Here is a 24,800-nt window from a genome sequence, read left to right on the forward strand (position 1 = left end):
CTCTGCCACTCTATCCGGTGATTCCGTACGGTTCCGGATCTCGCCAGCGTTCGAAGGGCCGGTCGAGTGTGTACTTGCCGTCGTCCCCGAGAACGAGCATGCGCACCTCCGCGTTCCCGGGGTTGGACAGCGACTCGAATTCCGCGACCGTCCAGTGGAACCACCGCATGCAGAACAGGCGCATCGCCAGGCCGTGGGTGACCAGCAGCACGTTCGGCGGGTGGTCGGGGGCCTCGAAACTGCGGTACAGGCTCTCCAGGAACCCGCCGACCCGGTCGTACACGTCGGCGCCGGACTCGCCCTGGGCGAAGCGGTAGAAGAAGTGGCCGTAGGCGTCCCGGTACGCCTTCTGCAGGCGTACGTCGTCGCGGTCCTGCCAGTTTCCCCAGTCCTGCTCCCGCAGCCGGGGCTCCTCGCGCACCCGCATGAGTTCCGGGTCCAGATGGAAGGCGCGCAGGGTCTCGTGGGTGCGGCGGTAGGGCGAGACGTAGACGCTGACGCGGTCGCGGCCGAGGGTCTCGCGCAGCCGTTTGCCCGTCTCCTCGGCCTGGCGCCAGCCCCGCTCCGTGAGGGCGAGGGCGTGGTCGGGTTCGCGCTCGTACACGGTGTCATCAACATTGCCGGTTGACTCGCCGTGCCGGACAAGGATGATGCGCCGTGGTCTTGCCATGCCGAAACCCTAGATCGAGTGACGGCTGATCGAGCACCCGTACGGGCTCCATACGGCGTAGGTCACACAATTTTCCGGAGCGGAGTTGCCCGCTCCGGATGGATTCAGACCGTCCAGGTGGGTTCCATCTGCACGATGTCACCGGTCAGCGCGGCCACGTCGGCCTCGATCTGGGCTCGCAGGGCCAGCCTCTCCACGCGTTCGGTCCGGTACTTGCCGTGTTCGGCGGCCGACTGCCACATCGACAGTACGAGGAACTCGTGGCCCGGCGCCTCGCCGAACAGTCCGCGGACCATACCGGGCGACCCCGCCATGGCGGGGTTCCACACCTTCTCCTGCATCAGGGTGAAGTGCTCGGCGCGCTCCTCGTGCACCCGGCAGTGGGCGACCCGGAGCAGGTCGGCGTCGGTGAACCGCGGTTCGAAGCCGGTCTTCACGTCGAAGCGGTAGTCGAACAGCTTGACCTGGGCGTCCTTGAACGTGCCCGACTGGGACGCCGCCAGACGGTCGTGCGAGCGCGCCATGAAGGAGTCGTAGAAGGCGCGGCTCTCCCAGAAGGCGAAGATGTGCGCAACCCCCGATCGGCTCCGGCTCCAGCCGCCGCCCTGTCCCCGAAACCCCGGCTCCCCCAGAAGCCCCGCCCACTTCCGCTGCCCCCGCTCGAAACCGCGGCGGTCCACCACGGTGCAGCGAATCCACTTGACCAGCACCGCGCCATCGTAAGGCCATGGAGCGGGGCACCGGCCGCGCTCACTCCGAGTGCTTCCCTCCGCGTACCCAGGCGTGCGTGGCAGGATAGGCAATCGGCCTTTTCTGTAGGGCAGTTCAGGTCTTGCGTACAGGGTGAACGGGGAAGGGGAGTCTGGTGAACGGCCTCAACAAGGGGATCCGTAAGGTCGAGATCGCACTCAAATGGGACCCGAGTCGACCGGGGCAGCCGCCCACCGACCTGGATCTCGTCGCGGCCACGTATCTGGCGAGCGACCCCTACGGTGATCCGGCGTTCGTCGTGCACTTCGACAGCCGGTCGCCCGACGGCACCATCTACCTCAACCGGGACAGCCACGACGGCAAGGGCTTCGGCTGGGACGAGGTCATGACGGTGGAGCTCAACCGGCTCGACAGCCGCTACGCGCGCGTGGTGGTCGGCGTGGTCATCCAGCAGCGTTCCGTGCGGCGCACGTTCGTCGGCGTGACCAATCCGGGTCTGCGCATCCGTGAGGGCCACAGCGACCTGGTGACCGACGACTTCGGCGGCGTGCTCGGTTCCACGGCGGCCGCCGTGGCGGAGTTCGCCCGCCAGGAGGACGGCAGTTGGGACCTCCATCCGGGGATCCACGGCTTCGAGGACGACCCGGCGGTCTTCACCCGGGTCATGGGCAAGGCCCACCAGTCCTGACGGCCGCACACGACGAAGGAGGGGCGCCGACGGTATCCGTCGGCGCCCCTCCTCGTCAGGGTCCTACCGGCAGGCAGGCAAGTTCGCCTGCCGCGCGGTCAGCTGCAACCGCTGGTCGAGCCGCAGCCCTCGCAGATGTAGCAGGAACCGGCGCGCTGCATCTTTGTGCCGCAGGAGAAGCACAGCGGGGCGTCGGCCTGGATGCCCAGCTGCATCTCCACCAGCTCGGCGCTGGTGTGGGCCTGCTTCGGGGCCGGCGTGACGTCCTCGACCTCGATCTTCGGCACGACGACGGCCTTCAGCTCCTGGGCGCGCGGAGCGGACTGGGCCAGACCCTCGACATCGACCTCGTCGTCGGCCGGCTCGTAGGACCCGGTCTCCAGGTGACGCTGACGCTCCTCGGCCGAGTGGATGCCGAGCGCGGAGCGCGTCTCGAAGGGCAGGAAGTCCAGCGCGAGACGGCGGAAGATGTAGTCGACGATCGACTGCGCCATCCGCACGTCCGGGTCGTCCGTCATACCGGCCGGCTCGAAGCGCATGTTGGTGAACTTCGAGACGTACGTCTCCAGCGGCACGCCGTACTGGAGGCCGACGGAGACCGCGATGGAGAAGGCGTCCATCATGCCCGCGAGGGTCGAGCCCTGCTTCGACATCTTCAGGAAGACCTCGCCGAGACCGTCGTCCGGGTAGGAGTTGGCGGTCATGTAGCCCTCGGCGCCGCCGACGGTGAAGGACGTGGTGATGCCGGGACGGCCCTTCGGGAGGCGCTTGCGGACCGGACGGTACTCGATGACCTTCTCGACCGTCTCGCGGATGGTCGCCTCGGCCTTCTGGGTGACCTCGGTCTTCTCCTTCTCCTTGGTCTTCGCGGAGAGGGGCTGGCCGACCTTGCAGTTGTCGCGGTAGATGGCGAGCGCCTTGACGCCCATCTTCCAGGCCTCGAAGTAGATCTCCTCGACCTCTTCGACGGTGGCCGCCTCCGGCATGTTGACCGTCTTGGACAGGGCGCCCGAGATCCACGGCTGGATCGCGGCCATCATGCGGACGTGACCCATCGCGGAGATGGAGCGCTCGCCCATGGCGCAGTCGAAGACCTCGTAGTGCTCCGGCTTGAGGCTCGGGGCGTCGACGACATTGCCGTGCTCGGCGATGTGGGCGACGATCGCCTCGATCTGTTCCTCCTGGTAGCCCAGGCGGCGCAGGGCCTGCGGCACGGTGCCGTTGACGATCTGCATCGAGCCGCCGCCGACCAGCTTCTTGAACTTGACGAGCGCGAGGTCGGGCTCCAGGCCGGTGGTGTCGCAGGACATCGCCAGACCGATGGTGCCGGTCGGGGCGATGACGGACGCCTGGGAGTTACGGAAACCGTTCTTCTCACCGAGGCGCAGCACGTCCTGCCAGGCCTCCGTGGCGGCGGCCCAGATCGGCGTGTCCAGGTCGTCGATGCGGACGGCCTTGGTGTTCTCGTCGGCGTGCTGCTTCATGACGCGCAGGTGCGGCTGGGCGTTGCGGGCGTAGCCGTCGTACGGGCCGACGACCGCGGCCAGCTCGGCCGAGCGCCGGTACGAGGTACCGGTCATCAGGGAGGTGATGGCGCCGGCGAGGGCGCGGCCGCCGTCGGAGTCGTAGGCGTGGCCGGTCGCCATCAGCAGGGCGCCGAGGTTGGCGTAGCCGATGCCGAGCTGGCGGAAGGCGCGGGTGTTCTCGCCGATCTTCTGGGTCGGGAAGTCCGCGAAGCAGATGGAGATGTCCATCGCGGTGATGACGAGTTCGACGACCTTGGCGAAGCGCTCGACGTCGAAGGACTGGTGGCCTTTGCCGTCGTCCTTGAGGAACTTCATCAGGTTCAGCGAGGCGAGGTTGCAGGACGTGTTGTCCAGGTGCATGTACTCGCTGCAGGGGTTCGAGCCGTTGATCCGGCCGGACTCCGGGCAGGTGTGCCAGTGGTTGATGGTGTCGTCGTACTGGATGCCCGGGTCGGCGCAGGCCCAGGCGGCCTCGGCCATCTTGCGGAACAGGGCCTTGGCGTCGACCTCCTCGATGACCTCGCCGGTCATACGGGCGCGGAGACCGAACTTGCCGCCCTGCTCGACCGCCTTCATGAACTCGTCGTTCACGCGGACCGAGTTGTTGGCGTTCTGGTACTGGACGGACGTGATGTCGTCGCCGCCCAGGTCCATGTCGAAGCCCGCGTCACGCAGGGCGCGGATCTTCTCCTCTTCCTTCACCTTGGTCTCGATGAAGTCCTCGATGTCGGGGTGGTCGACGTCGAGGATGACCATCTTGGCCGCGCGGCGGGTGGCACCACCGGACTTGATCGTTCCGGCGGATGCGTCGGCACCGCGCATGAAGGAGACCGGACCGGAGGCGTTGCCGCCGGAGGACAGCAGTTCCTTGGAGGAGCGGATCCGGGAGAGGTTCAGGCCGGCACCGGAGCCGCCCTTGAAGATCATGCCCTCTTCCTTGTACCACTCCAGGATCGACTCCATGGAGTCGTCGACGGCGAGGATGAAGCAGGCGGAGACCTGCTGCGGCTGGGGCGTGCCGACGTTGAACCAGACGGGGCTGTTGAAGCTGAAGATCTGGTGCAGGAGGGCGTACGCCAGCTCGTGCTCGAAGATCTCGGCGTCGGCGGGCGAGGAGAAGTACTTGTGGTCCTCTCCGGCCTTCCGGTACGTCTTCACGATGCGGTCGATGAGCTGCCTCAGGCTCACCTCGCGCTGCGGGGTGCCGACGGCACCTCGGAAGTACTTGCTGGTGACGATGTTGACCGCGTTCACCGACCAGAAGTCGGGGAACTCGACGCCACGCTGCTCGAAGTTCACAGAGCCGTCGCGCCAGTTGGTCATGACGACGTCACGGCGCTCCCACTGGACCTCGTCGTACGGGTGCACGCCGGGGGTCGTGTGGATGCGCTCGATACGCAGGCCCTTGGTGGCCTTGGTGCCCTTGGCGCGGGCACCTCGTGCCGGACCGCTCGCCGTCTCTGTCATGCCGCCTCCCTGTACGGGCAAAACGCCCTGAAGTGCCCCGATGTTCCCGTGGCACGGTGTTCTGTCTGGTGTTGCGGGCACCGCGCTGCCGCCCGCAACAGGTCTTGGGTCGCCGCCTCACGGCCGGACCGGCCCGGAACCGGATCCGGTCCGCCGGTCAGTCCGCGGCGCGGGCGGGCACGGGGACCTGCGAGGTCCCTCCGGTCCCGCCTTCGTCTTCCTGGCTCCCCGCACCCGCGTCCTCGCGGTCTTCGTCGTCCGCGTCGGGGCGGCCCGTCTGCCGGAGTTCCGCGATGGCTGCCTCGAAGTCCTCGAGCGTGTCGAACGCGCGGTAGACGGAGGCGAATCGCAGATAGGCGACGAGGTCGAGTTCCTGGAGTGGGCCGAGTATGGCCAGTCCCACGTCGTGGGTGGTCAGCTCGGCGCTTCCGGTGGCCCGCACCGCCTCCTCGACCCGCTGGCCGAGCTGGGCGAGTGCGTCCTCGGTGACAGGCCGCCCCTGGCATGCCTTGCGCACGCCATTGATGACCTTGGTACGGCTGAACGGTTCGGTGACTCCGGACCGCTTCACCACCATGAGCGAGCACGTCTCCACGGTCGTGAAACGACGGGAGCAGTCAGGGCACTGGCGGCGCCTGCGGATCGACGTGCCGTCGTCGGTCGTACGGCTGTCGACCACACGGCTGTCGGGGTGCCTGCAGAAGGGGCAGTGCATGAACTCCCAACCCTCCTCACAGCAGACTCAATGGCCTCGCGGGACCTCATGAGCCCCTCGAAGCAGCCCCAAGCATAGGCGATGCCCGACGACCCGAAGACCGGGGGGACCACAACTTCTGGGCTGCTGCCGCAATCCAACCACTAGATGTGGGGATTGGCTCATACATGCACGCCACGCGCGCGTGTCGCGCCTCTGCGTGTCCGCCTCACGGCGGACATCACCCCTACAGCACCACCCGGACGCCCGGACGGGCCCCCCCGACACCATCGGACCGCATCCTTCACGGCGACACGGGCGCGCACAGCCGTACCGCCGCGGCGCATGCGGAGATACGGTGAGCGGCGCAGGGAGGCGCCGTGGGACTCCCGCACAGATGGGGGCCAGGTCCCGGTCGGCGACCCGCCGGATGGCAGACTGAGGCATCGGAACCACGGGCCGTCACCCGGCGGTGAAGAGTACAGCAGGGGAAGCCTTGATCCGCCGGACGCCGCGTTAGCTATACACCCGGACACATGATCACGTCAGGTGAATCGCGGTTTTTCACTCGAACGTGTGTTTGGCGCAACCTTTCGAAACCAACTACCGTTGTCCAGCAGGGAGACCATCGAGAGGGGCCGACGTGACCACCACCGCAGACAGTGCCACCATCACTGCCCAGGACCGCTCCCAGGGCCGACTCGAGCCGGGGCATGCCATGAACGAAGCCGTGAATCCCGAGGGACACAAGCGTTCCCTCCCGGGCCGACCTCCAGGCATCCGCGCCGACAGCTCGGGACTGACCGACCGGCAGCGCCGGGTCATCGAGGTCATCAGGGACTCGGTGCAGCGCCGCGGCTACCCGCCGTCGATGCGCGAGATCGGCCAGGCGGTCGGCCTCTCCAGCACCTCCTCGGTCGCACACCAGCTGATGGCACTGGAGCGCAAGGGCTTCCTGCGCCGGGACCCCCACCGCCCGCGCGCCTACGAGGTGCGCGGCTCCGACCAGGCCGCCTCGGTGCAGCCCACGGACACCGCGGGCAAGCCCGCCGCGTCGTACGTGCCGTTGGTGGGCCGGATCGCCGCCGGTGGCCCGATCCTCGCCGAGGAGTCCGTCGAGGACGTCTTCCCTCTCCCCCGGCAGCTGGTCGGGGACGGTGAGCTGTTCGTCCTGAAGGTCGTCGGCGACTCGATGATCGAGGCCGCGATCTGTGACGGCGACTGGGTCACCGTCCGCCGCCAGCCGGTCGCCGAGAACGGCGACATCGTCGCCGCGATGCTCGACGGCGAGGCCACCGTCAAGCGCTTCAAGCGCGAGGACGGCCATGTCTGGCTCCTCCCGCACAACTCCGCGTACGAACCGATTCCCGGCGACGACGCGACCATCCTCGGCAAGGTGGTGGCGGTGCTGCGGCGCGTCTGAGCCCCGCGCGTCGGACCTCGCCGATCTGACCGGGCCCCGGAACCCCTGCGCCGGTTCCGGGGCCCTGCCTTGTCCGCACCCGGCCTTCCCCACGTCGGAGCCATGTCCGGACGTCGCGGGATGGGGCCCGTCATCGAAGGGATGGTGGGCCCGTCGTCGATGGGATGGTGGGCCCGTCATCGATGGGAGGGGCCCACCCGCCGCTCACTCGGCTTCGGCTGCTGCGGCCTGCGCCTGGGCCGCCGCATCGATCGCGGCCAGCGACCTGCGCACCTGATTGCGGTCGGTGGTGTACCAGAAGTCGGGCAGGGACGCCTTCACATAGCTCCCGTACCGCGCCGTGGCCAACCGCTGATCGAGGACGGCGACCACACCGCGGTCCCCGGACGCCCGCACGAGCCGACCGGCGCCCTGGGCCATGAGCAGCGCCGCATGCGTCGCCGCCACCGCCATGAAGCCGTTGCCGCCCGCGTCCTCCACCGCCTTCTGGCGAGCACTCATCAAGGGGTCGTCGGGCCGGGGGAACGGAATCTTGTCCATGACGACCAACTGGCAACTGGGACCCGGAACGTCCACGCCCTGCCACAGGGAGAGCGTGCCGAACAGGCAGGTCTTCGGGTCGGCGGCAAAGTTCTTGATCAGCTCGCCCAGGGTTTCCTCACCCTGGAGGAGGATCGGGTACTCGGGGATGCGCGAGCGCAGCTCCTCCGCCGCGAGCTGGGCGGCCCGCATCGAGGAGAACAGCCCGAGCGTACGGCCGCCGGCCGCCTGAATCAGCTCAGTCAACTCGTCGAGCATGTCCGCCCGGTCACCGTCACGAGCGGGACGCGCCAAGTGCTTGGCGACATAGAGGATGCCCTGCTTCGGGTAGTCGAAGGGCGAGCCGACGTCGACACCCTTCCACTGCGGCAGCTCGTCGCCCTCGGTGCCTTCGGGGGCGAGGCCCAGGGAGGCGCCGACGCCGTTGAAGTCGCCGCCCAGCTTGAGGGTCGCCGAGGTCAGGATCACCGAGCGGTCCGCGAAGAGCTTCTCGCGCAGCAGTCCGGAGACCGACATCGGGGCGACCCGCAGGGAGGCGCCGAAGCGGTCGTGACGCTCGTACCAGACGACGTCCCACTCCGAGCCGTGCGTGATCCGCTCCGCGACGTCGTGCACGCTTTCCACGGATGCCAGCGCCTGCTTGCGGACCGCGTCCTCGTCCTGGACGGACTTGTCGCGGGTCGCGCCGATCGCGGAGATCACAGTGCGGCAGGCGTCCCGGAGCGCCATGAGCGCGTAGCCGAGGTCCTCGGGGATCTCCTCCAGGCGCCCCGGCAGTGCCAGCTCCATCAGCCGCTCGAAGCCCTCGGCAGCGGTCTGGAGCTGATCTGCGGCCTTCTCGTTGACGAGCTTGGCGGCCCGGCGTACGGCACGGTTGACCTGGCCCGGAGTGAGTTCACCAGTCGCGACCCCGGTAACCCGGGAGACCAGTTCGTGGGCCTCGTCCACGATCAGCACCTCGTGCTGCGGAAGCACCGGGGCGCCCTCGATGGCGTCGATGGCCAGCAGCGCGTGATTGGTGACGACGACCTCGGCGAGTTTGGCCCGCTCACGGGCCATCTCGGCGAAGCACTCGGCGCCGTAGGCGCACTTGGTGGCGCCCAGACACTCCCGCGAGGAGACGGACACCTGGGCCCAGGCCCGGTCGGAGACCCCGGGCGTGAGGTCGTCGCGGTCGCCCGACTCGGTCTCGTCCGACCAGTCGCGCAGCCGCAGCAGATCCTGGCCGAGTTTGCTGGTGGGTGCGGCCGCCTCGAACTGGTCGAAGAGGCCCTCCTCCTCGTCCTGCGGGACACCTTCGTGGAGCCGGTGCAGACACAGATAGTTCGACCTGCCCTTGAGCATGGCGAACTCCGGACGGCGGCGCAGCAGGGGGTGCAGCGAATCGACGGTGCGCGGCAGATCCCGCTCCACGAGCTGCCGCTGCAGGGCCAGGGTGGCCGTCGCGACGACGACCCGCTCCCCGTGCGCGAGGGCCGGAACCAGATAGCCCAGCGACTTTCCGGTACCGGTGCCGGCCTGGACCAGCAGATGGGAACCGTCGTCGATCGCCTCCGCGACGGCTTCGGCCATGGTCACCTGGCCGGGGCGCTCCGATCCGCCGACGGCAGTGACGGCAGCGTGCAGGAGTTCGGGGAGAGAGGGCTTCGTCATAGCGCGACCACCCTACGACCCGGCACTGACAAACGGGTGATCACGGTGGTACGGGAGGACTGGATCAAGACCGGGGACCTCGCGGGGCGGGGTGGGGAGGGGCTGGGGCTGGGGCTGGGGCGCACCTGGCCGGGATACATGTCCGACCGTGAGGAGGGACCGGAGGGTCCGGAGGGGGCGGAGGGGCGGAGGGGGCGGAGGGGGCGGAGGGGGCGGAGGGGCGGAAGGGCCGGACGCGTCTGGCGCGGGAGATTTCGGGGACCGGGAGCGGTCGGGGGCCCGGCCGCTCCGACGGCAGGCAGACCGTCGACGGCCTCGAAACCGACCGGATCCGGATGGGAACCCCGGCCGCCCGAGCGGTGTACCAAGAGTGAAGACATCGCGACGTGACGTCACAGGACATCGCGCAGGGCCCGGTCCCTGACCATGAGGGCGGCCCGCTTGGCGGGCAGGTCGACCTCGGCGGCGAACCGGAAACCCGCGCTCAGGAAGGCGGAAATGGAAGGGGTGTTGCGAACGTCGGGTTCCGCTACAACGCGTGCGCAGGCGGGCCGCACGTCGAGCGCACGATCGGCCACGGCTCGGAGCAGCGTGGCGCCCAGACCGCGTCCGCGGTCGACGACATCACCGATGAGGAGGTGGATTCCGGTGTCATGAGGGCGAGCGGGATAGTGGCGGGCCAGCGGATCGAGGTCCGCCCGGTAGATCTCCCAGTAGCTCATGGGCGTACCGTCCAGCACTCCCACGCACGGCACGCTGCGCCCGTCTCCTTCGAGTTGGGAACGCACGTGTCCCTCGGCCACGCTCTGGGGCCCGGCCAGCTCCCAGAACGCGGCAGCGGCGGGGTCGTTCATCCAGCGGCTGAGGAGCGGAAGATCCCGTGGGAGACCCACTGGAACGAGGTGGAAGACACCCATGCCTGTGGTGATCGGTCCCCAGTCGGCGACGCGATCGAGAAGGTCGTCGCCGGTCTGGGCGGGGTAGACGCGGTCGGTGGGCATGCCCGCACCCGCCTGCGCGCCGCCTCCGCCGACGTCCTCGGCACCGGCACTGGCATTGGCACCGGTGCCAGTGCCACTGTCGCTGTCGCTGTCGGTGCTGGCACCGACCCGGCGCCCGGCGCCGCCGCCGTCGGCCCGCTCCCCCGACGCGATCAGCGCCAGAAATTCGTCGGGCAGGCGCAGGTCCAGCGTGTCCTCGGTGTCCTCGGTGTCCTCGGTGCTCGCGTGGGTCTCGCGGTCCTCGAAGCCCTCGAAGCCCTCACGGGTGGGGACACCCGGAGCCGTGTCGGTGCCGACAGAGGCGGCGGAGTCGGTACCGGCGTCGGTGCTCGCGTCATGGGGAGGCACGGCGACGCTCCTCTCAGAAGGTGGGGTGGGTCATGGTCCTCGGAAGCGCGAAGGGGTGAAGTCCTCAGAAGTACGGAGGGCTGAAAATCCTCCGAACCGGGGGGCTGAAGCGATGAGAAGGCCGAGGTCGCCGTGCTCGGGGTCCGCGAGCGCGAGCGCTTCGGACGGGGCGGGCGAGTCGACGGCATGGTTCAGCAGCGAAGGGGGTTGGCGATGGTGACGTAGACGGACTGGGTATCGACGGGACCTACGAGTTCGTCCAGACCGTGGAGCCGGGTGAGGAGGTTGGCCTTGCAGCGAAGAGTGGTCGAATCGAGGAGACGGTCCGGCAGGGACGTTCGGCGCTGTCCTTGTCCGGAGGACACGTCGCCCAGAAAGCGGCGGAAGGCGGCGAGCAGGAGGCGTTCGTCGGCGAGGCCCTGGGAGCCGAATGCGCCGATCAGCCCGAACACGTTGTTGATGGCGAGGTAGTAGACGAAGCGTTCGTCGGTTACGTCGTCGGAGACGAAGGTCTCGCCGTGTTCGCCGATGCCGGGCAGGCGGGCCTCTAGTTCGGCGCGGTGGGACTCACGGAAGTAGTAGCCCTGGTTGTCGCGATAGCGTCCGCCCGCGGGCCAACCGTCCGGGTCCAGCAGCACCAGGGTGTTCTGCTGGTGCGCCTCCAGGGCGATGCCGGCCTCGGCATCCAGCCAGAGCACTGGGCGGACGACGTGTTCGAGGTAGCGCAGGAACCACTCGGTGGACGCGGCGCCGGTCGAGCGGCCCGTACGGGTGGCGATTCGGGTGACGAGTTCGGCGAGGCGCGATCTCCACACCGGACGAGGTGACCGGTGGCCGGCCGGAAGGCTGGGCGAGGCGGCCGGCACGGTCGAGGGCAGGGCGGTTCGTGGACGGAGCGAGATCAGTCCGGCTACGCAGGAGACGTCGACGGCGGAGTGGAAGGGGTTGTGCCTGATCATCACGTCCAGTCCGGGCACCGGCCTCCCCTGGAGGTCGTCGACAGCGAGCCAGGCCGGGTCGCGGACGATGTCGAAGCTCGGGTGGGCAGCCTGCCACTGCCTGGACAGGCCGGCTCGCAGAAGGCGGTGGACCTCGACGCCGCGGTGCAGTTCCTTACGGAGGTTCTCGCGGCGGGAGTTGGTGATGGGCAGACCCAACGAGAGTTTGAGCATGGCGGGCGCGCCGGACTGATGGACCGTGCGCACGGAGGAGGTGGGATGCCACGGAAGGCCGTAGGGACCGAGGTCCATGATCAGCCCGGCTTCGAACAGTGCCGCGGCATCGGGACGGTTACGGACCTCGCGCCATTGCCAGGGGTGCATGGGCAAGGCGGCGTAGGTGCCGGGCACTGGCAGGCCGGCGCCTGCGAGACGGGCCGCAAGGCGCGGTGCGGTGACGGGGCGGCCGCCCTCGGTCCAGGCCGAGTCGGTGGCCAGCACAGAGGGGGCCACGGCGATCCAGTGGAGAGGGAAGGAGCCACGCAATTCGGGTGAGTACCGGTGGATTTCGGAGTCGGAGAGGCCTTCACGGCTCTTCGGGGCCGGGTGCAGGGGATGTCCGAGGACCAGTGCCTGCTCGGCGCTGAGGAAGAGGTCGTGTCCGTCGGCGGGACGGTGCCGCCTCTCGCTGATGAACAGGGCGGTGCGACGGACGGAGTCCGCGACGCGGGCGACGAGGTCGGTGCGCTCCGAGGGAGCCGGGGACGGGTTCACGGGGGTGTTCCCGGGTCCCCCGCCCCAAGGGGAGGCGGACGCGGCGTCCGACGGTGCGGAGCTGTGCGGCAGTTCTCGGGCGAGCAGCGCCGCGATCGTCACCGCGTCGGCCGGCGGGGAGGACTCGGGGGCGCCCTGGAGGCGGGGCGGGCCGAAGCGGTGCCCACCGGTCGGGGACCAGTAGCGGACGGGTGCGATCAGGGCCGTTCCGCTGGCAGGGAGCGGAATCCGCAGGGTCCCGGCGGAGGGCGCGGCAGGGCTGGTCTCCCGTACCCAGCATCGGAGGAGGTTCTCCGTAGCGGCTGCCTCGGCCGCGGTGTGCGAGCCGGGGTGGTCCATGGGGTCGAGGGTGGGCCGGTGCAGCCGTTCGGCCTCGGGGCCGCCGCCCTGCGCCGGGGTCCACTCCGGTGCGGAGTGCCCCTCCCCCTCCCCCTCCCCGGGGCGCGGCGAGCCGCTGGTTCCCGTGACATCAGGCGCAGGGCGTCCTTCCCGGCGCCGGGTCGCCGGCTCTTCCGACAGCTCCTGCACCGGCTCGTCCGTGGGCGCGGACGGCTCCGGGGCCGCGAGGCGGGCTTCTGCGAGGCCGCCCACGTCCCTGGGGGTGTGCTCGGCGGCTGTACGGGAGGTGTTCAACGTCTGCTCTGTTCCTGGAAGGAGGGTTCGCGTGGAGGAAGTGGTTCGTGTGGAGGGAGTGGTCCTGGTAGAGGGGGTGGTCCTGATGGAGGCGGTAGTCGTGGTTCGGGCCGTGGCCCTGATGGAGGGGCCGCCCCGGGCCGGGTGGGCCGGGTCAGGTGTGGGTTCGGGCGACCGTGTGGACTGCGTCGGACAGGCGGTCCATGACTGCGACGGCTTGTTCGTCGGTCATGGTCAGTGGTGGGAGGAGCCGTACGACGCTGCTGTGCCGGCCGCCGAGTCCGACGATCAGGCCGCGCTTGAGGCATTCCCGCTGTACCGCGGCAGCGAGTTCGGGGGCGGGAGGACGGGGCCGACCGAGGTCGAGGGCCTCGGCGTCGAGGTCGGGGTCGGGGTCGGGGTCGGGGTCGACCAGCTCGACTCCGATCATCAGGCCTCGTCCCCGGACCTCACCGACGCAGCTGAACTCGTCGACGAGTCCCCCGAGTTCGGTCAGGATGCGGGTGCCGAGGCGCTGTGCTCGATCGGCGAGGCCGTTCTCACGGACGTGGGCCAGGGTGGCCGTGCCCGCGGCCATGGCGAGTTGGTTGCCGCGGAACGTGCCCGCTCGGGCGCCCGGTTCCCGGTCGTCGAGGTCCTCGTGGTGGACGACGACGGCCAGGGGGAGGCTGCCGCCGATGGCCTTGGAGAGCACCATCACGTCGGGGGTCACTCCGCTGTGTTCCACGGCCCAGAAGGCGCCGGTCCGTCCGACGCCGGTCTGGACCTCGTCGACGATCAGCGGGATGGAGCGGTCGGCGGTGAGCCTGCGCATCCGGCGCAGCCAGGTGTCGGGGGCGGGGATCACTCCGCCCTCGCCCTGAACCGGCTCCAGGATCATCCCGGCAGGCCGCGGAACTCCGGACTTGAGGTCGTCGAGAACGGACTCCGTCCAGCGGGCGGCGAGTTCGGCGCCCTGTTCACCCCCGACGCCGAACGGGCAGCGGTAGTCCTGCGGGTAGGGCAGGCGGACGGCGCCGGCGTCGAAGACTCTGCCGGAGGCTTCGAGGGCGTCCGCCGTCGTCACGTGGTGGGCGCCGGTGAAGGCGAGGGTTCCGCTGCGGCCGGTGGCGTGGCGGACCAGTTCGAGAGCGGTGTCGACGGCGTCGCTTCGGGCGGGGCCGCAGAACCGCACCCGCGCGTGGTCGGCGAGGCCGGGCGGGAGCGTGCGGAACAGTTCCGTGATGAAGGCGTCCTTGACCGGGGTGGCGAGGTCGAGGACATGCAGAGGCGCACCGGAGTCGAGGACCTTGCGGATGGCCTCAAGGACGACGGGGTGGTTGTGGCCGAGGGCCAAGGTGCCGTCGCCGGAGAGACAGTCCAGGTACCGGCGCCCGTCGGCGCCCTCGATGGTCATCCCGCGTGCGCGGACCGGGACGATCGGCAGGGCACGCGCGTAGGTGCGCGCCGCGGATTCGCGTGCCGACTGACGCCGCAGGATCCCTTCGTGCCAGGAGGTGCGCTCCTTCGGGACGTTGCGTTCCGCCAGGTCCGAACTCACCCCACGTTCAGCGGGTGCCGCAGGCTCCTTCACGCCCGGTGCGCCCGCCCCCCGCGCGGGCGCTCCTTCGCCGTCCCTTCCGGTGTCGCACGCGCCCGGCGCGCCGGCCGCCCCTCCGCATGCCGACTCGGTCACAGCCACCGCTCCCCGTCCTCCCGCCTTCGGGGGCGAGCAGGTCACATGTGTCCTCGCCCGTCCCGGTATACGCACCCCCGCGGGCCTTCACTCGAACGCTCCGGGGAATTGGGCACGGAGGGCCGCGCGCAGACAGCCGACCCCCCACCGCTACCAACCCCTGGGGGCTCACTCGGTTACGGGTCGCTTCAAGATCCTTCTCGCGGGCTCCGCGAACCGCCCACACGCGAGTGCGATGCCAGCCCGAACCCGGGCCGTCGAGATGTTCGCCGAGCCGGAGCCACGACAACCCGACCTCTGGAGAAGTGCACCACCACCCCCTCCCGCGCACCACCACCCCACCACGCGCACCGCCACCCTCTCCCTCTCCCCCGCACCCGCACCCGCACCCGCACCCGCACCCGCACCCGCACCCGACGGTCCCCCCGTTGACCTGCAAGTTTCACCCCCGCGCGCCCCACCCCCAGGACTGAAACCACGCTGAAGCCGTACTGAACCGCTCCGGCCGCAAGCTCTGCGGCATGACGACGACACCACAGGAACTCGCGATCGCAGCCTCCGGACTGCGCAAGGCGTACGGGGACAAGACCGTCCTCGACGGCATCGACATCCAGGTACCCACGGGCACGGTCTTCGCCCTTCTCGGCCCGAACGGGGCGGGCAAGACCACCGCGGTCAACATCCTCTCCACGCTGATCTCCGCCGACGGCGGGCAGGCTGCCGTCGCGGGCCACGACCTTGCCACCGAGGCGCAGTCGGTGCGCCGGGCGATCGGTGTCACCGGCCAGTTCTCCGCCGTGGACGGGCTGATCACCGGCGAGGAGAACATGCTCCTCATGGCCGACCTGCACCACCTCTCCAAGAGCGAGGGGCGCCGGGTGACCGCCGAGCTGCTGGAGCGTTTCGACCTCGTCGAGGCGGCGAAGAAGCCCGCGGCCACCTATTCGGGCGGCATGAAGCGCCGGCTCGACATCGCGATGACCCTGGTCGGCGGACCGCGGATCATCTTCCTCGACGAGCCGACCACCGGACTCGACCCCCGCTCCCGGCACACGATGTGGCAGATCATCCGGGAGTTGGTCTCGGGCGGTACGACGGTCTTCCTCACCACGCAGTACCTGGAGGAGGCGGACCAGCTCGCCGACCGGATCGCGCTGCTCAACGGCGGCAGGTTCGTGGCGCAGGGCACGGCCGAGGAACTGAAGCGGCTCGTCCCCGGCGGTCATGTGCGGCTGCGCTTCTCCGACCCGGAGGGGTACGAGCGGGCGGCGTCCGCGCTGCGTGAGACGAGCCGTGACGACGAGGCGCTCATGCTCCAGGTGCCCAGCGACGGAACCCAGCGGGAGCTGCGCGCCATCCTCGACTGGCTGGACGCCGCCGGGGTCGAGGCCGACGAACTGTCGGTGCACACCCCGGATCTGGACGACGTCTTCTTCGCACTGACCGGCGGCGGCGACTCCGCCGAGGGCGCCGGCAGGGTCGGCGACACCCACCCCGCCGGCACGTCCGTCCCCACCCAGAAGGAGAGCGCCCGATGAACACCGGCTCCCCGACGAACACCAAGCCCCCGACGCGCACCGCATCACCGACGCGCACCGCCTCCCCGACAAGCACCGCTTCCCCGATGAGGACGCCCTCTCCGATGAACACCGCCTCCCACGCCTTCCGCGACAACCTGACCCTGCTGCGCCGCAACCTGCTCCACGCGCGCCGCTACCCCTCCCTCACCCTCAACCTTCTGCTCACCCCGGTCATCCTGCTGCTGCTCTTCGTCTACGTGTTCGGCGACGTGATGAGCGCGGGTATGAACGGCGGCACCGCGGACCGTGCCGAATACGTCGCCTACCTGGTGCCCGGCATCCTGGTCATGACCATCGGCGGGACCGCGCTCGGCACCGCCGTCTCCGTGGCGATGGACATGACCGAGGGGATCATCGCCCGGTTCCGCACCATGCCGATCTCCCGGGCCTCCGTGCTCATCGGTCACGTGGTGGGCAGCGTGATCCAGACACTGATGGCGCTGGCGCTGGTCCTGGTGATCGCCGTGGCCATCGGCTTCCGGCCGAACGCGACGCCGGTGGAGTGGGTCGCCGCGGTCGGCCTGCTGGCGCTGGTCAGTCTCGCCCTGACCTGGATCGCGGCCGGTATCGGGCTGGTCTCCCCCAACGCCGAGGGAGCCAGCAACATAGGTCTTCCGCTGATGGTGCTGCCGCTGCTGGGCAGCGCGTTCGTGCCGGTGGACCTGATGCCGGGCTGGTTCCGCTGGTTCGCCGAGTACCAGCCCTTCTCCCCCTGCATCGAGACGCTGCGCGGGCTGCTGCTCGGCACCGAGATCGGTACCGTCAACGGACTGCTGGCCCTTGGCTGGTGCCTGGGTCTGACCGTGGTGGGCTACCTGTGGTCCAAGGCGCAGTTCAATCGCGAACCGCGGCAGTGAGTTCCCGCAGGGCCTCCGCCCGCAGCTCCTCCCGCCCCAGGGCGGCGTACCTCGACCTCGCGTCGGTGTACGCCGCCCCGTCGGCGTTCTCGGCGGCCTGCCGGGACCGGGTGAAGGACAGGGTGGGGAAGTCCCGTACCACCGGCATGCGTTCCGCGAGGGCGACGAGCCGTACGGCCGAGGAGTCGCCCGTGGCCAGGCCGGCGAAGCCGAGCGCCAGCAGGACGGTGCCGTACGCGGGCAGGTCCGCCGGGGTCGGCCCGTCGCCCGCGGATCCGGTCAGCTTGGCGAGCAGGCGTTCGCGCAGGTCTCCGACGAGCCGGACGACCGGCTCCAGCCTGCCGTGCTGGGCGTGCGCGGCCAGCGTGGCCGCCCGTACCTGGAGTTCCCAGGTGTCCACGAACGGGTCGTCGCCCCGGTCCGGGCCGTCCGTCCGCAGTTGTTCGACCGCCTGGCGCCAGAGCCCGAGCCCGACCTCGGTGAGCCCCCGGGCGAGGGCGATCTCCGCGCGGGCGGGCAGGTCGAGGGTGAGGACGTCGGCGGCCTGCGTCTGCCGGTCCCGGGCGGCCAGCTCCCGCCAGTACTCGGCCTCGTCGATCTCCCCGCGCTGCAGGCAGGCCAGCACCAGCGCCCAGCGGATGCCGGCCGAGTCCGACCAGTCGCCGAACTCAGCGAGTTCCTCCAGCGCGGCCCGCAGATGCTCGTAGGCCTCGTCGCCGCGTTCGGACTGGAGGCACAGCTCGCTGATCCGGCCGTGGCCGAGCATCTGCATCGCGGGGTTGCGCAGCGGGCCCAGCTCGCGGAGCATCCGGCGGGAGCAGTCCAGGGCCCGCTCGGTGTCGTGCTCGGACTCCCAGACGTAGCCGGCCACGCCCGCGGCGATGCCGGCGAGCAGGGGCGCCGGGGAGTCGCAGAGTTCCTGGAGGCGCGTGTACCGCGGCGGGTACATGTCGGGGACGGCGCACAGCAGGATCCCCAGCGCCCGCAGCAGCGTGTCCGGCGGCGCGGGCGGCAGCCTGCGCAGGGTGACGAGATGCCGTACGGCGTGCGGGCCGTGGCCCATGAAGAGGCTCGCCGCGCAGATCGCGGCGGCGCTGCGGGCGGGCTCCAGGTCCTCGGGACCGGGGTGGAAGTGGGACAGCGGGCCGCCGGTGTCGCCGGCGAGCCGGGCCAGCCGGGCGTAGCTGTTGTCGGTGGCCCACAGACAGGCCAGCACGGCGGTGAGTGCCGCGGTGGTGGGTCCGTCGGCGCGGGCCAGCGCGTGGCGGAGGGCCGTGACGAGGTTGTCCTGCTCGGACCGGACGAGCCGCCAGTGGGTCAACGGCTCGCTGCGGAACAGCACATCGTGGTGGGCGCGGCCGAACTCCCTGGCCCAGGAGACGAACCGGTCGGTGACCGCGTCGTCCTCGCCGGCCTCGGCGCGCCGTGCGGCGCTGAACTCCCGCAGTGTCTCCAGCATGTGGAAGCGCACGCCGGACGGGCTGTCGCCCACCTTGATCAGCGACTGACCGGCCAGTTGTTCCAGCAGGTCCAGCGTGTCGGGGTCGCCGCCGAGCAGGTACTCCGCCGCGTCCGCGGTGAAGCCTCCGGGGAAGACGGACAGGGCGCGCAGCGCGGCCCGTCCCTCGGGCTCCAGCAGGTTCCAGCTCCACTCGACGACGGCCTGGAGGGTGCGGTGCCGTTCGGGTGCGTCCCGGGCGCCGCCGCGCAGCAGTGCGAAACGGTCCTGCAAGCGGCGGGAGATGTCGGCGACGGACAGCACCCGGACCCGGGCGGCCGCCAGTTCCACGGCGAGCGGCAGCCCGTCGAGGTGCCGGCCGATCCCGGCGACCTGCTCGGCGTCGAGTTCCACCCCTGGTCGCGCGGCGCGGGCGCGCTGGGCGAAGAGTTCGGCCGCGGTCGCCGCGGAGAGTTCCGGCAGGGCGTACACGGCTTCCGAGGAGAGCCCCAGCGGAGCCCTGCTGGTGGTGAGAACCCGCAGTTCCCTGGAGCGCGACACCAGCGCCTGTACGAGGTCGGCGGCGCCGCCGATCACCTGCTCGCAGTTGTCCAGCACCAGCAGGGCGGGCCCCGCGCCCAGCGCGCCGGCGATGCCGTCGGCCGGGCCCTTGTCCGCGCCGCCGCTGAACTGGCGGCCCTCCCCGACGCCGACGGCGGAGGCGACCTCACCGGCGACATCGGCGTCGGCGGTGACGCCGGCCAGGCTGACGAAGTGGACCACGGCCTGCTCGGCGGCCCGGCTCACCGCGTGCGAGAGCCGGGTCTTGCCGAGGCCGCCGGGGCCGACGACGCTCACCACCCGGGACTCGCGCAGCAGCCCGGACACGGCGGCGATGTCGTTCTCCCGCCCGAGCAGCGGGTTCGGTTCGTGCGGGACTCCGTGGCGCACGGGAGCGGCGTCCGCCCGCAGCAACTCCTGGTGCACGGAGCGCAGTGCGGGCCCCGGGTCGGTGCCGAGTTCGTCGCGGAGCCGGCGTCGGTAGGCGTCGTACCGGCTCAGTGCGGCGGCGCGGCCGGCGGTGGCGGCCTCGCAGCGCAGGAGTTCGGCCAGTACCTCCTCGTCCCGGGGTGCCTCCCCGGCGAGGCCGCTCAGGGGGACGACGGCTTCCTCGCGGCGCCCCGTCCGGGCGAGTGCGAGCGCCCGGGAGCGGGCCAGTGAGCGGTGGGCGCGGACCCGGTCGGCCCTCAGCGCCACCACCGGATCGGTCAGTTCCTCCCCCGCTCCGGCGCCGAGGCTCCCGTCCCACAGCGCCAGGCCCTCCTCGGCCCCGGCCAGGGCGGCAGCGTGGTCGCCGGCCCGGGCGCGCTCGGCGCTCGCCGCCTCGTGCAGGAGCAGCGCGGCGCTGTCGACCTGCCGCTCCTCCAGCGCCAGCCGGTACCCGGTGGGCGTGCTCAGGATCAGGTCGGCGCCGAGCTGTGAGCGCAGCCGCGACACCAGCACCTGGACCGCCTTACCGGGCCGCTCGGGCTGTTCGTCCGGCCACAGTCCCTCCACCAGCCGGCCCGTGCTGCACCCGGAGCGCAGTTCGGCCGCGAGCAGCGCCAGCAGCCCGCGCAGCCGGGGCGCGGTGATCTCCCGTCCGTGCCAGGCGACGCGGGGCAGCAAGGTCAACTCTGTGGTCACGCGTGAAGGTTAACCACGCCTGCCGTCACCCGGGCACCGGGCGGTGTCAAATCGGCAGCTCTGCGGACGAGTTGCCAGGTCAGACAGCTCGTAGCGAAACCGTTGCCGTTCCGTCGGAACTCACCCACAGCGAGCGCATAGTGTGTGTTGCCGTTCCCGGTCCCGCCACGCGGGGCCGTGGGGCGCGGCACACCGCCGCCAAGTTCGTTCACCTCAGGGGGAGTCAGCTCATGCGATCGATACGGCCGTCGTTCACCGCTCGCCGGGGAAGGGGCGCGCGGCGCAGAACCCTCCCCCTGTCGTCCGCCGTCGCCCTCGCCGCGGCCCTCGCGCTCACGGCGACCGCCTGCGACTCCGGTGACGCCGAGGCCGGCGGCGGTGCCAGTTCCTCGGCCGCGGCCGGTGACGACAAGATCTCGATCCCGGACGACATCAAGGACCGGCTCAAGGAGCACGGGATCGACATCGACCAGTGGAAGGACGGTGCCTGGAAGAACTGGGACAAGGACGACTGGCTGCGCGAGGCCGAGGACTTCGTCAACCCGATCATCGAGGACCTGTGGGACCCGGACCGGATGCGTGAGGCGGAGGAGCCCGACCAGGCCGTCGACGACGCGGACCTCTCGGGTGACCAGGGCGTGACCGACCCGACGCCGGCCCCGGTGGAGGCGCAGGCGGTTCCGGCCCAGTACCACGACAGCGTGCCGACGGCCGGCAAGGTGTTCTTCGACGCGCCCGAGGGCACCATGGTGTGCTCGGCGACGGTGGTGGCGGACCCGGCCAACCCCGGCAAGTCCAACCTGGTGTGGACGGCCGGCCACTGCGTGCACGCGGGCAAGGCGGGCGGCTGGTACCGGAACATCGCGTTCGTGCCCTCGTACAACAACGACGTGATGGAGACGGCGGAGCTGGAGAGCGCCACCCGGGAGCAGGTCGCTCCGTTCGGGGTCTGGTGGGGTGACTGGGTGCAGACCTCCGACCAGTGGATCGAGCAGGGCGGCGCGACCGGCGGGGACGGCGCCAGCTACGACTTCGCCGTGATCCATGTGACGCCGGAGGAGGGCAGCGGCGGCAAGTCGCTGGAGGAGATGGTCGGTTCGGCGCTTCCGGTGGACTTCGCGGCTCCGGCCGTGCCGCAGGTGGACAGCATCACCGCGACCGGTTACCCGGCGGCGGCGCCGTTCGACGGGCAGAAGATGTACCAGTGCGAGGACAAGCCGGGACGGCTGTCGCTGGCCAAGGCGGACCCGACGATGTACCGCATCGGCTGCACCATGACCGGCGGTTCCTCGGGCGGCGGCTGGGTCGCGACCGGCTCGGACGGCAAGCCCGCGCTGGTGTCCAACACCTCCATCGGCCCGGTGGAGTCGGGCTGGCTGGCCGGACCGCGGCTCGGCGACGTGGCCAAGGGCGTCTTCGACGAGGTCAGCGGGAAGTTCGCCGGGCAGTGACGGCCGACGGCGGTGGGACCGGGAAACCTTCACGGTCCCACCGCCGTTCGCGCTCAACTCCCCTGGCACAGGCGGGTGTCGGGTGCCCGGGGGCCTGCGCGGAATGTCAGTTACAGCAGTTCTACGGGGGTTCACCGCACCATGCGTTCCAACCGCACCATGCGTACCAACCGCACCATGCGTTCCACACGTACCCGTCTCGCCGCCGGGGCGCTGCTCGCGGCGCTGGCGCTGACCGCCACCGCGTGCGGCGGTTCGGGCGACGACGAGACGAGCGACAAGCCCGGCGCCTCGAAGACCGCGGAGCGGGACAAGCCCGCGGTTCCGGAGGGAATCGCCGACCGGCTCAAGGAGCACGGCATCGACGTCGACGCCTGGGCGGACGGCGGCTGGCAGGACTGGGACAAGGACAAGTGGCTCAGTGAGGCCAAGGACTTCGTCAACCCGGTGATCGAGGGCCTGTGGGAGCCGGACCGGATGCGGTCGGCGAAGGAGGCCGACAAGACGGTCTCGACCAAGGACGCCTCCGCCGGCCAGGGCGTCAGCGATCCGGAGCCGCAGCCAGTGGAGGCGGCGGCCGAGAAGACGCCGTACCACGACAACGCGGCCCCGGTGGGCAAGGTGTTCTTCGACTCCCCGGACGGACCCGCGGTGTGTTCCGGCACGGTCGTCAAGGACGTCAACCATCCGGGGAAGTCGAACCTGGTGTGGACAGCCGGCCACTGTGTCCACGCGGGCGGTGACGGCGGCTGGTACCGCAACATCGTCTTCGTCCCCGCCTACAACGACCTCGGGAAGTCCGAGGCCGAGCTGGGCGGTGCCGGTGCCGCCGAGATCGCCCCCTACGGCAACTGGTGGGCGGACTGGGCCTCGACCTCGACCGAGTGGATCGAGGGCGGCTCGGCCAGTGGCGGCGCGGGTGCCGCGTACGACTACTCGGTGCTGCACGTGAAGCCGGAGCAGGGCGCGGAGTCGCTGGAGGAGACGGTCGGGGCCGCGCTGGGCGTGGACTTCTCGGCGCCGTCGGCGGCGGAGTCCGGCACGATGGGCGCCTGGGGCTACCCGGCGGCGCCGCCGTACAACGGCCTCAGGATGTTCAAGTGCCTGGACCGGCCGGGACGGCTGTCGCTGAGTCCGGCGCTGCCGACGATGTACCGGATCGGCTGCACGATGACCGGCGGTTCGTCCGGGGGCGGCTGGTTCCGGGTGGTCGGCGGTGAGACCAAGCTGGTGTCGAACACCTCGATCGGCCCGCAGGACAACACCTGGCTGGCCGGACCGCAGCTCGGCGAGAGCGCCGAGGCGCTCTATCTGAACATGAGCGAGACCTACGGCGGTCAGTGACCGCTCATGGCGAAGGCCCGCCCCCGTGCGACACGGGGGCGGGCCTTCACTCTGTCCTCAGGCGGCCGGGGTCGGCGCGTACGGCGTCAGTTCCGCCGCCAGCTCCTCGTGCACCCGCACCTTGAGCAGGGTGCCCTCCGGGGTGTGCTCCTCGGAGATCACCTCGCCCTCGTCGTGCGCGCGGGCGACGAGCTTGCCGAGCGTGTACGGCACGAGCGCCTCGATCTCGACCGAGGGCCGGGGCAGCTCGTTGTCGATCAGCGCGAGCAGCTCCGCGATGCCCTGGCCGGTACGGGCCGAGACCGCGAGGGCGCGCTTCTCGATCCGCATCAGCCGCTGGAGGGTCAGCGGGTCGGCCGCGTCGGCCTTGTTGATCACGACGATCTCGGGCACGCCGGTGGCGCCGACGTCCCTGATCACCTCGCGCACGGCGGCCAGCTGCTCCTCCGGGTCGGGGTGCGAACCGTCGACCACGTGCAGGATCAGGTCGGACTCGCCGACCTCCTCCATGGTGGAGCGGAACGCCTCGACCAGGTGGTGCGGCAGGTGCCGGACGAAGCCGACCGTGTCGGCCAGCGTGTAGAGCCGGCCGCTCGGGGTCTCGGCCCGGCGGACGGTCGGGTCGAGGGTCGCGAACAGCGCGTTCTCGACCAGCACGCCCGCGCCGGTGAGCCGGTTGAGCAGGGAGGACTTGCCGGCGTTGGTGTATCCGGCGATGGCGACCGAGGGCACCTTGTGGCGCTTGCGCTCCTGGCGCTTGATCTCGCGGCCGGTCTTCATGTCCGCGATCTCCCGGCGCATCTTCGCCATCTTCTCGCGGATACGGCGCCGGTCGGTCTCGATCTTGGTCTCACCGGGACCACGGGTGGCGAGGCCGCCGCCCTTGCCGCCGCCCATCTGACGGGACAGCGACTGACCCCAGCCCCGCAGTCGCGGCAGCATGTACTGCATCTGCGCGAGCGCGACCTGCGCCTTGCCCTCCCGGGACTTGGCGTGCTGGGCGAAGATGTCGAGGATCAGGGCCGTACGGTCGATGACCTTGACCTTGACGACGTCTTCGAGATGGATAAGCTGACCCGGGCTCAGCTCACCGTCGCAGATGACGGTGTCGGCGCCCGTTTCGAGGACGATGTCCCGCAGCTCGTGGGCCTTGCCGGAACCGATGTAGGTGGCGGCGTCCGGCTTGTCACGGCGCTGGATGACGCCGTCGAGGACGAGGGCGCCCGCGGTCTCGGCGAGGGCGGCCAGCTCCGCGAGGGAGTTGTCCGCGTCCTGCGAGGTACCCGTGGTCCAGACGCCGACGAGCACGACCCGCTCCAGGCGGAGCTGGCGGTACTCGACCTCGGTGACGTCCTCGAGTTCGGTGGAGAGGCCCGCCACGCGGCGCAGAGCCGCGCGCTCGGAGCGGTCGAACTGTTCGCCGTCCCGCTCTCCGTCGATCTCGTGGCTCCAGGCGACGTCCTCTTCCATCAGGGCATCGGCCCGAAGACCGTCGGGGTAGGTGTGCGCGAAGCGCTGCGTGTCCTGGGAAGGGGAAGAAGAGGAGGTCATTGGGTCCTTACGTCGTTGAGGATTCCGGTCTGCCGGTCATTGTGCACAACGTACGAGTGCCCCGGGAGATTCCCGCGGAACCGCTGACGGCCCCGGGCCCCGTACCGCACCGGCCCGAAGATGGTCGCACGGGACGGGGCGTCTCGTCATCG

At 70.6% G+C, this 24,800-nt stretch carries 16 protein-coding genes; 6 read left to right on the forward strand and 10 right to left on the reverse strand.

Annotated features, from left to right (window positions below; all coding sequences use genetic code 11):
- Positions 1 to 10: 10 nt before the first annotated feature.
- Together AB0E07_RS20165 and AB0E07_RS20170 are read right to left on the reverse strand one after the other, a co-directional pair.
- Positions 11 to 670, reverse strand: coding sequence for a histidine phosphatase family protein (locus tag AB0E07_RS20165; protein WP_362253546.1), 660 nt, complete (start codon positions 668 to 670; stop codon positions 11 to 13).
- Positions 671 to 774: 104 nt separating this feature from the next.
- Entirely contained in the window at positions 775 to 1,380 is a 606-nt protein-coding gene (locus AB0E07_RS20170; RefSeq protein WP_362253549.1) for a YdbC family protein, read from the reverse strand.
- Between the two features lie 155 nt (positions 1,381 to 1,535).
- Here AB0E07_RS20170 and AB0E07_RS20175 point away from each other — a divergent pair, with 155 nt between their 5' ends.
- Positions 1,536 to 2,069, forward strand: a complete 534-nt coding sequence (locus AB0E07_RS20175) for a TerD family protein (protein ID WP_362253551.1) — start codon at positions 1,536 to 1,538, stop codon at positions 2,067 to 2,069.
- A gap of 98 nt (positions 2,070 to 2,167) precedes the next feature.
- On the opposite strand, the gene AB0E07_RS20180 is transcribed toward AB0E07_RS20175, so the two are convergent.
- Both AB0E07_RS20180 and nrdR read right to left on the reverse strand, forming a co-directional pair.
- Positions 2,168 to 5,062 (reverse strand): vitamin B12-dependent ribonucleotide reductase, encoded by a 2,895-nt coding sequence (locus tag AB0E07_RS20180; RefSeq protein WP_362253555.1) that lies wholly within the window; start codon positions 5,060 to 5,062, stop codon positions 2,168 to 2,170.
- A 157-nt stretch (positions 5,063 to 5,219) separates the two neighbouring features.
- Positions 5,220 to 5,777, reverse strand: coding sequence for a transcriptional regulator NrdR (gene nrdR / locus AB0E07_RS20185; protein ID WP_362253559.1), 558 nt, complete (start codon positions 5,775 to 5,777; stop codon positions 5,220 to 5,222).
- A gap of 622 nt (positions 5,778 to 6,399) precedes the next feature.
- On the opposite strand from nrdR, the gene lexA reads away from it, so the two are divergent.
- Positions 6,400 to 7,179, forward strand: coding sequence for a transcriptional repressor LexA (lexA, locus tag AB0E07_RS20190; RefSeq protein WP_362253562.1), 780 nt, complete (start codon positions 6,400 to 6,402; stop codon positions 7,177 to 7,179).
- Positions 7,180 to 7,383: 204 nt separating this feature from the next.
- On the opposite strand, the gene AB0E07_RS20195 is transcribed toward lexA, so the two are convergent.
- From AB0E07_RS20195 to AB0E07_RS20210, 4 genes are all read right to left on the reverse strand, one after another.
- Positions 7,384 to 9,372 (reverse strand): ATP-dependent DNA helicase, encoded by a 1,989-nt coding sequence (locus AB0E07_RS20195; protein ID WP_362253565.1) that lies wholly within the window; start codon positions 9,370 to 9,372, stop codon positions 7,384 to 7,386.
- A gap of 392 nt (positions 9,373 to 9,764) precedes the next feature.
- Entirely contained in the window at positions 9,765 to 10,721 is a 957-nt protein-coding gene (locus AB0E07_RS20200) for a GNAT family N-acetyltransferase (protein ID WP_362253567.1), read from the reverse strand.
- Positions 10,722 to 10,912: 191 nt separating this feature from the next.
- On the reverse strand, positions 10,913 to 12,772 hold the full coding sequence (locus tag AB0E07_RS20205; protein ID WP_362253734.1) for an IucA/IucC family protein: 1,860 nt from the start codon (positions 12,770 to 12,772) through the stop codon (positions 10,913 to 10,915).
- 448 nt (positions 12,773 to 13,220) lie between these two features.
- Positions 13,221 to 14,606: a diaminobutyrate--2-oxoglutarate transaminase family protein gene (locus tag AB0E07_RS20210; protein ID WP_362253570.1), complete on the reverse strand. Its 1,386-nt coding sequence runs from the start codon at positions 14,604 to 14,606 to the stop codon at positions 13,221 to 13,223.
- Between the two features lie 656 nt (positions 14,607 to 15,262).
- Here AB0E07_RS20210 and AB0E07_RS20215 point away from each other — a divergent pair.
- Positions 15,263 to 16,279 (forward strand): ATP-binding cassette domain-containing protein, encoded by a 1,017-nt coding sequence (locus tag AB0E07_RS20215; protein ID WP_362253573.1) that lies wholly within the window; start codon positions 15,263 to 15,265, stop codon positions 16,277 to 16,279.
- 104 nt (positions 16,280 to 16,383) lie between these two features.
- Positions 16,384 to 17,178, forward strand: coding sequence for an ABC transporter permease (locus tag AB0E07_RS20220; protein ID WP_362253576.1), 795 nt, complete (start codon positions 16,384 to 16,386; stop codon positions 17,176 to 17,178).
- Here AB0E07_RS20220 and AB0E07_RS20225 read toward each other — a convergent pair.
- On the reverse strand, positions 17,156 to 20,302 hold the full coding sequence (locus AB0E07_RS20225; protein ID WP_362253580.1) for a BTAD domain-containing putative transcriptional regulator: 3,147 nt from the start codon (positions 20,300 to 20,302) through the stop codon (positions 17,156 to 17,158). The genes AB0E07_RS20220 and AB0E07_RS20225 overlap by 23 nt on opposite strands.
- 230 nt (positions 20,303 to 20,532) lie before the next feature.
- On the opposite strand from AB0E07_RS20225, the gene AB0E07_RS20230 reads away from it, so the two are divergent.
- Positions 20,533 to 21,753 carry a hypothetical protein gene (locus AB0E07_RS20230; RefSeq protein ID WP_362253583.1) on the forward strand — a complete coding sequence of 407 codons (1,221 nt, stop codon included), beginning with the start codon at positions 20,533 to 20,535 and terminating at the stop codon, positions 21,751 to 21,753.
- Between the two features lie 177 nt (positions 21,754 to 21,930).
- Positions 21,931 to 23,097: a hypothetical protein gene (locus AB0E07_RS20235; protein ID WP_362253585.1), complete on the forward strand. Its 1,167-nt coding sequence runs from the start codon at positions 21,931 to 21,933 to the stop codon at positions 23,095 to 23,097.
- 57 nt (positions 23,098 to 23,154) lie between these two features.
- Here the strand turns inward: AB0E07_RS20235 and hflX are convergent, their stop codons facing one another.
- Positions 23,155 to 24,648 (reverse strand): GTPase HflX, encoded by a 1,494-nt coding sequence (gene hflX, locus AB0E07_RS20240; RefSeq protein ID WP_362253588.1) that lies wholly within the window; start codon positions 24,646 to 24,648, stop codon positions 23,155 to 23,157.
- Positions 24,649 to 24,800 lie beyond the last annotated feature (152 nt).

The organism is Streptomyces sp. NPDC048002, from assembly GCF_040653275.1.
Taxonomy (GTDB): Bacteria; Actinomycetota; Actinomycetes; order Streptomycetales; family Streptomycetaceae; genus Streptomyces.

Excerpts from the sequence above, each read along its gene's own strand:
- AB0E07_RS20235 (WP_362253585.1), top strand. The coding sequence starts at position 21,931 with ATGCGTTCCACACGTACCCGTCTCGCCGCCGGGGCGCTGCTCGCGGCG.
- AB0E07_RS20205 (WP_362253734.1), bottom strand. The coding sequence starts at position 12,772 with ATGGACCACCCCGGCTCGCACACCGCGGCCGAGGCAGCCGCTACGGAG.
- AB0E07_RS20180 (WP_362253555.1), bottom strand. The coding sequence starts at position 5,062 with ATGACAGAGACGGCGAGCGGTCCGGCACGAGGTGCCCGCGCCAAGGGC.
- hflX (WP_362253588.1), bottom strand. The coding sequence starts at position 24,648 with ATGACCTCCTCTTCTTCCCCTTCCCAGGACACGCAGCGCTTCGCGCAC.
- AB0E07_RS20230 (WP_362253583.1), top strand. The coding sequence starts at position 20,533 with ATGCGATCGATACGGCCGTCGTTCACCGCTCGCCGGGGAAGGGGCGCG.
- nrdR (WP_362253559.1), bottom strand. The coding sequence starts at position 5,777 with ATGCACTGCCCCTTCTGCAGGCACCCCGACAGCCGTGTGGTCGACAGC.
- AB0E07_RS20195 (WP_362253565.1), bottom strand. The coding sequence starts at position 9,372 with ATGACGAAGCCCTCTCTCCCCGAACTCCTGCACGCTGCCGTCACTGCC.
- AB0E07_RS20165 (WP_362253546.1), bottom strand. The coding sequence starts at position 670 with ATGGCAAGACCACGGCGCATCATCCTTGTCCGGCACGGCGAGTCAACC.
- AB0E07_RS20220 (WP_362253576.1), top strand. The coding sequence starts at position 16,384 with ATGAACACCGCCTCCCACGCCTTCCGCGACAACCTGACCCTGCTGCGC.
- AB0E07_RS20215 (WP_362253573.1), top strand. The coding sequence starts at position 15,263 with ATGACGACGACACCACAGGAACTCGCGATCGCAGCCTCCGGACTGCGC.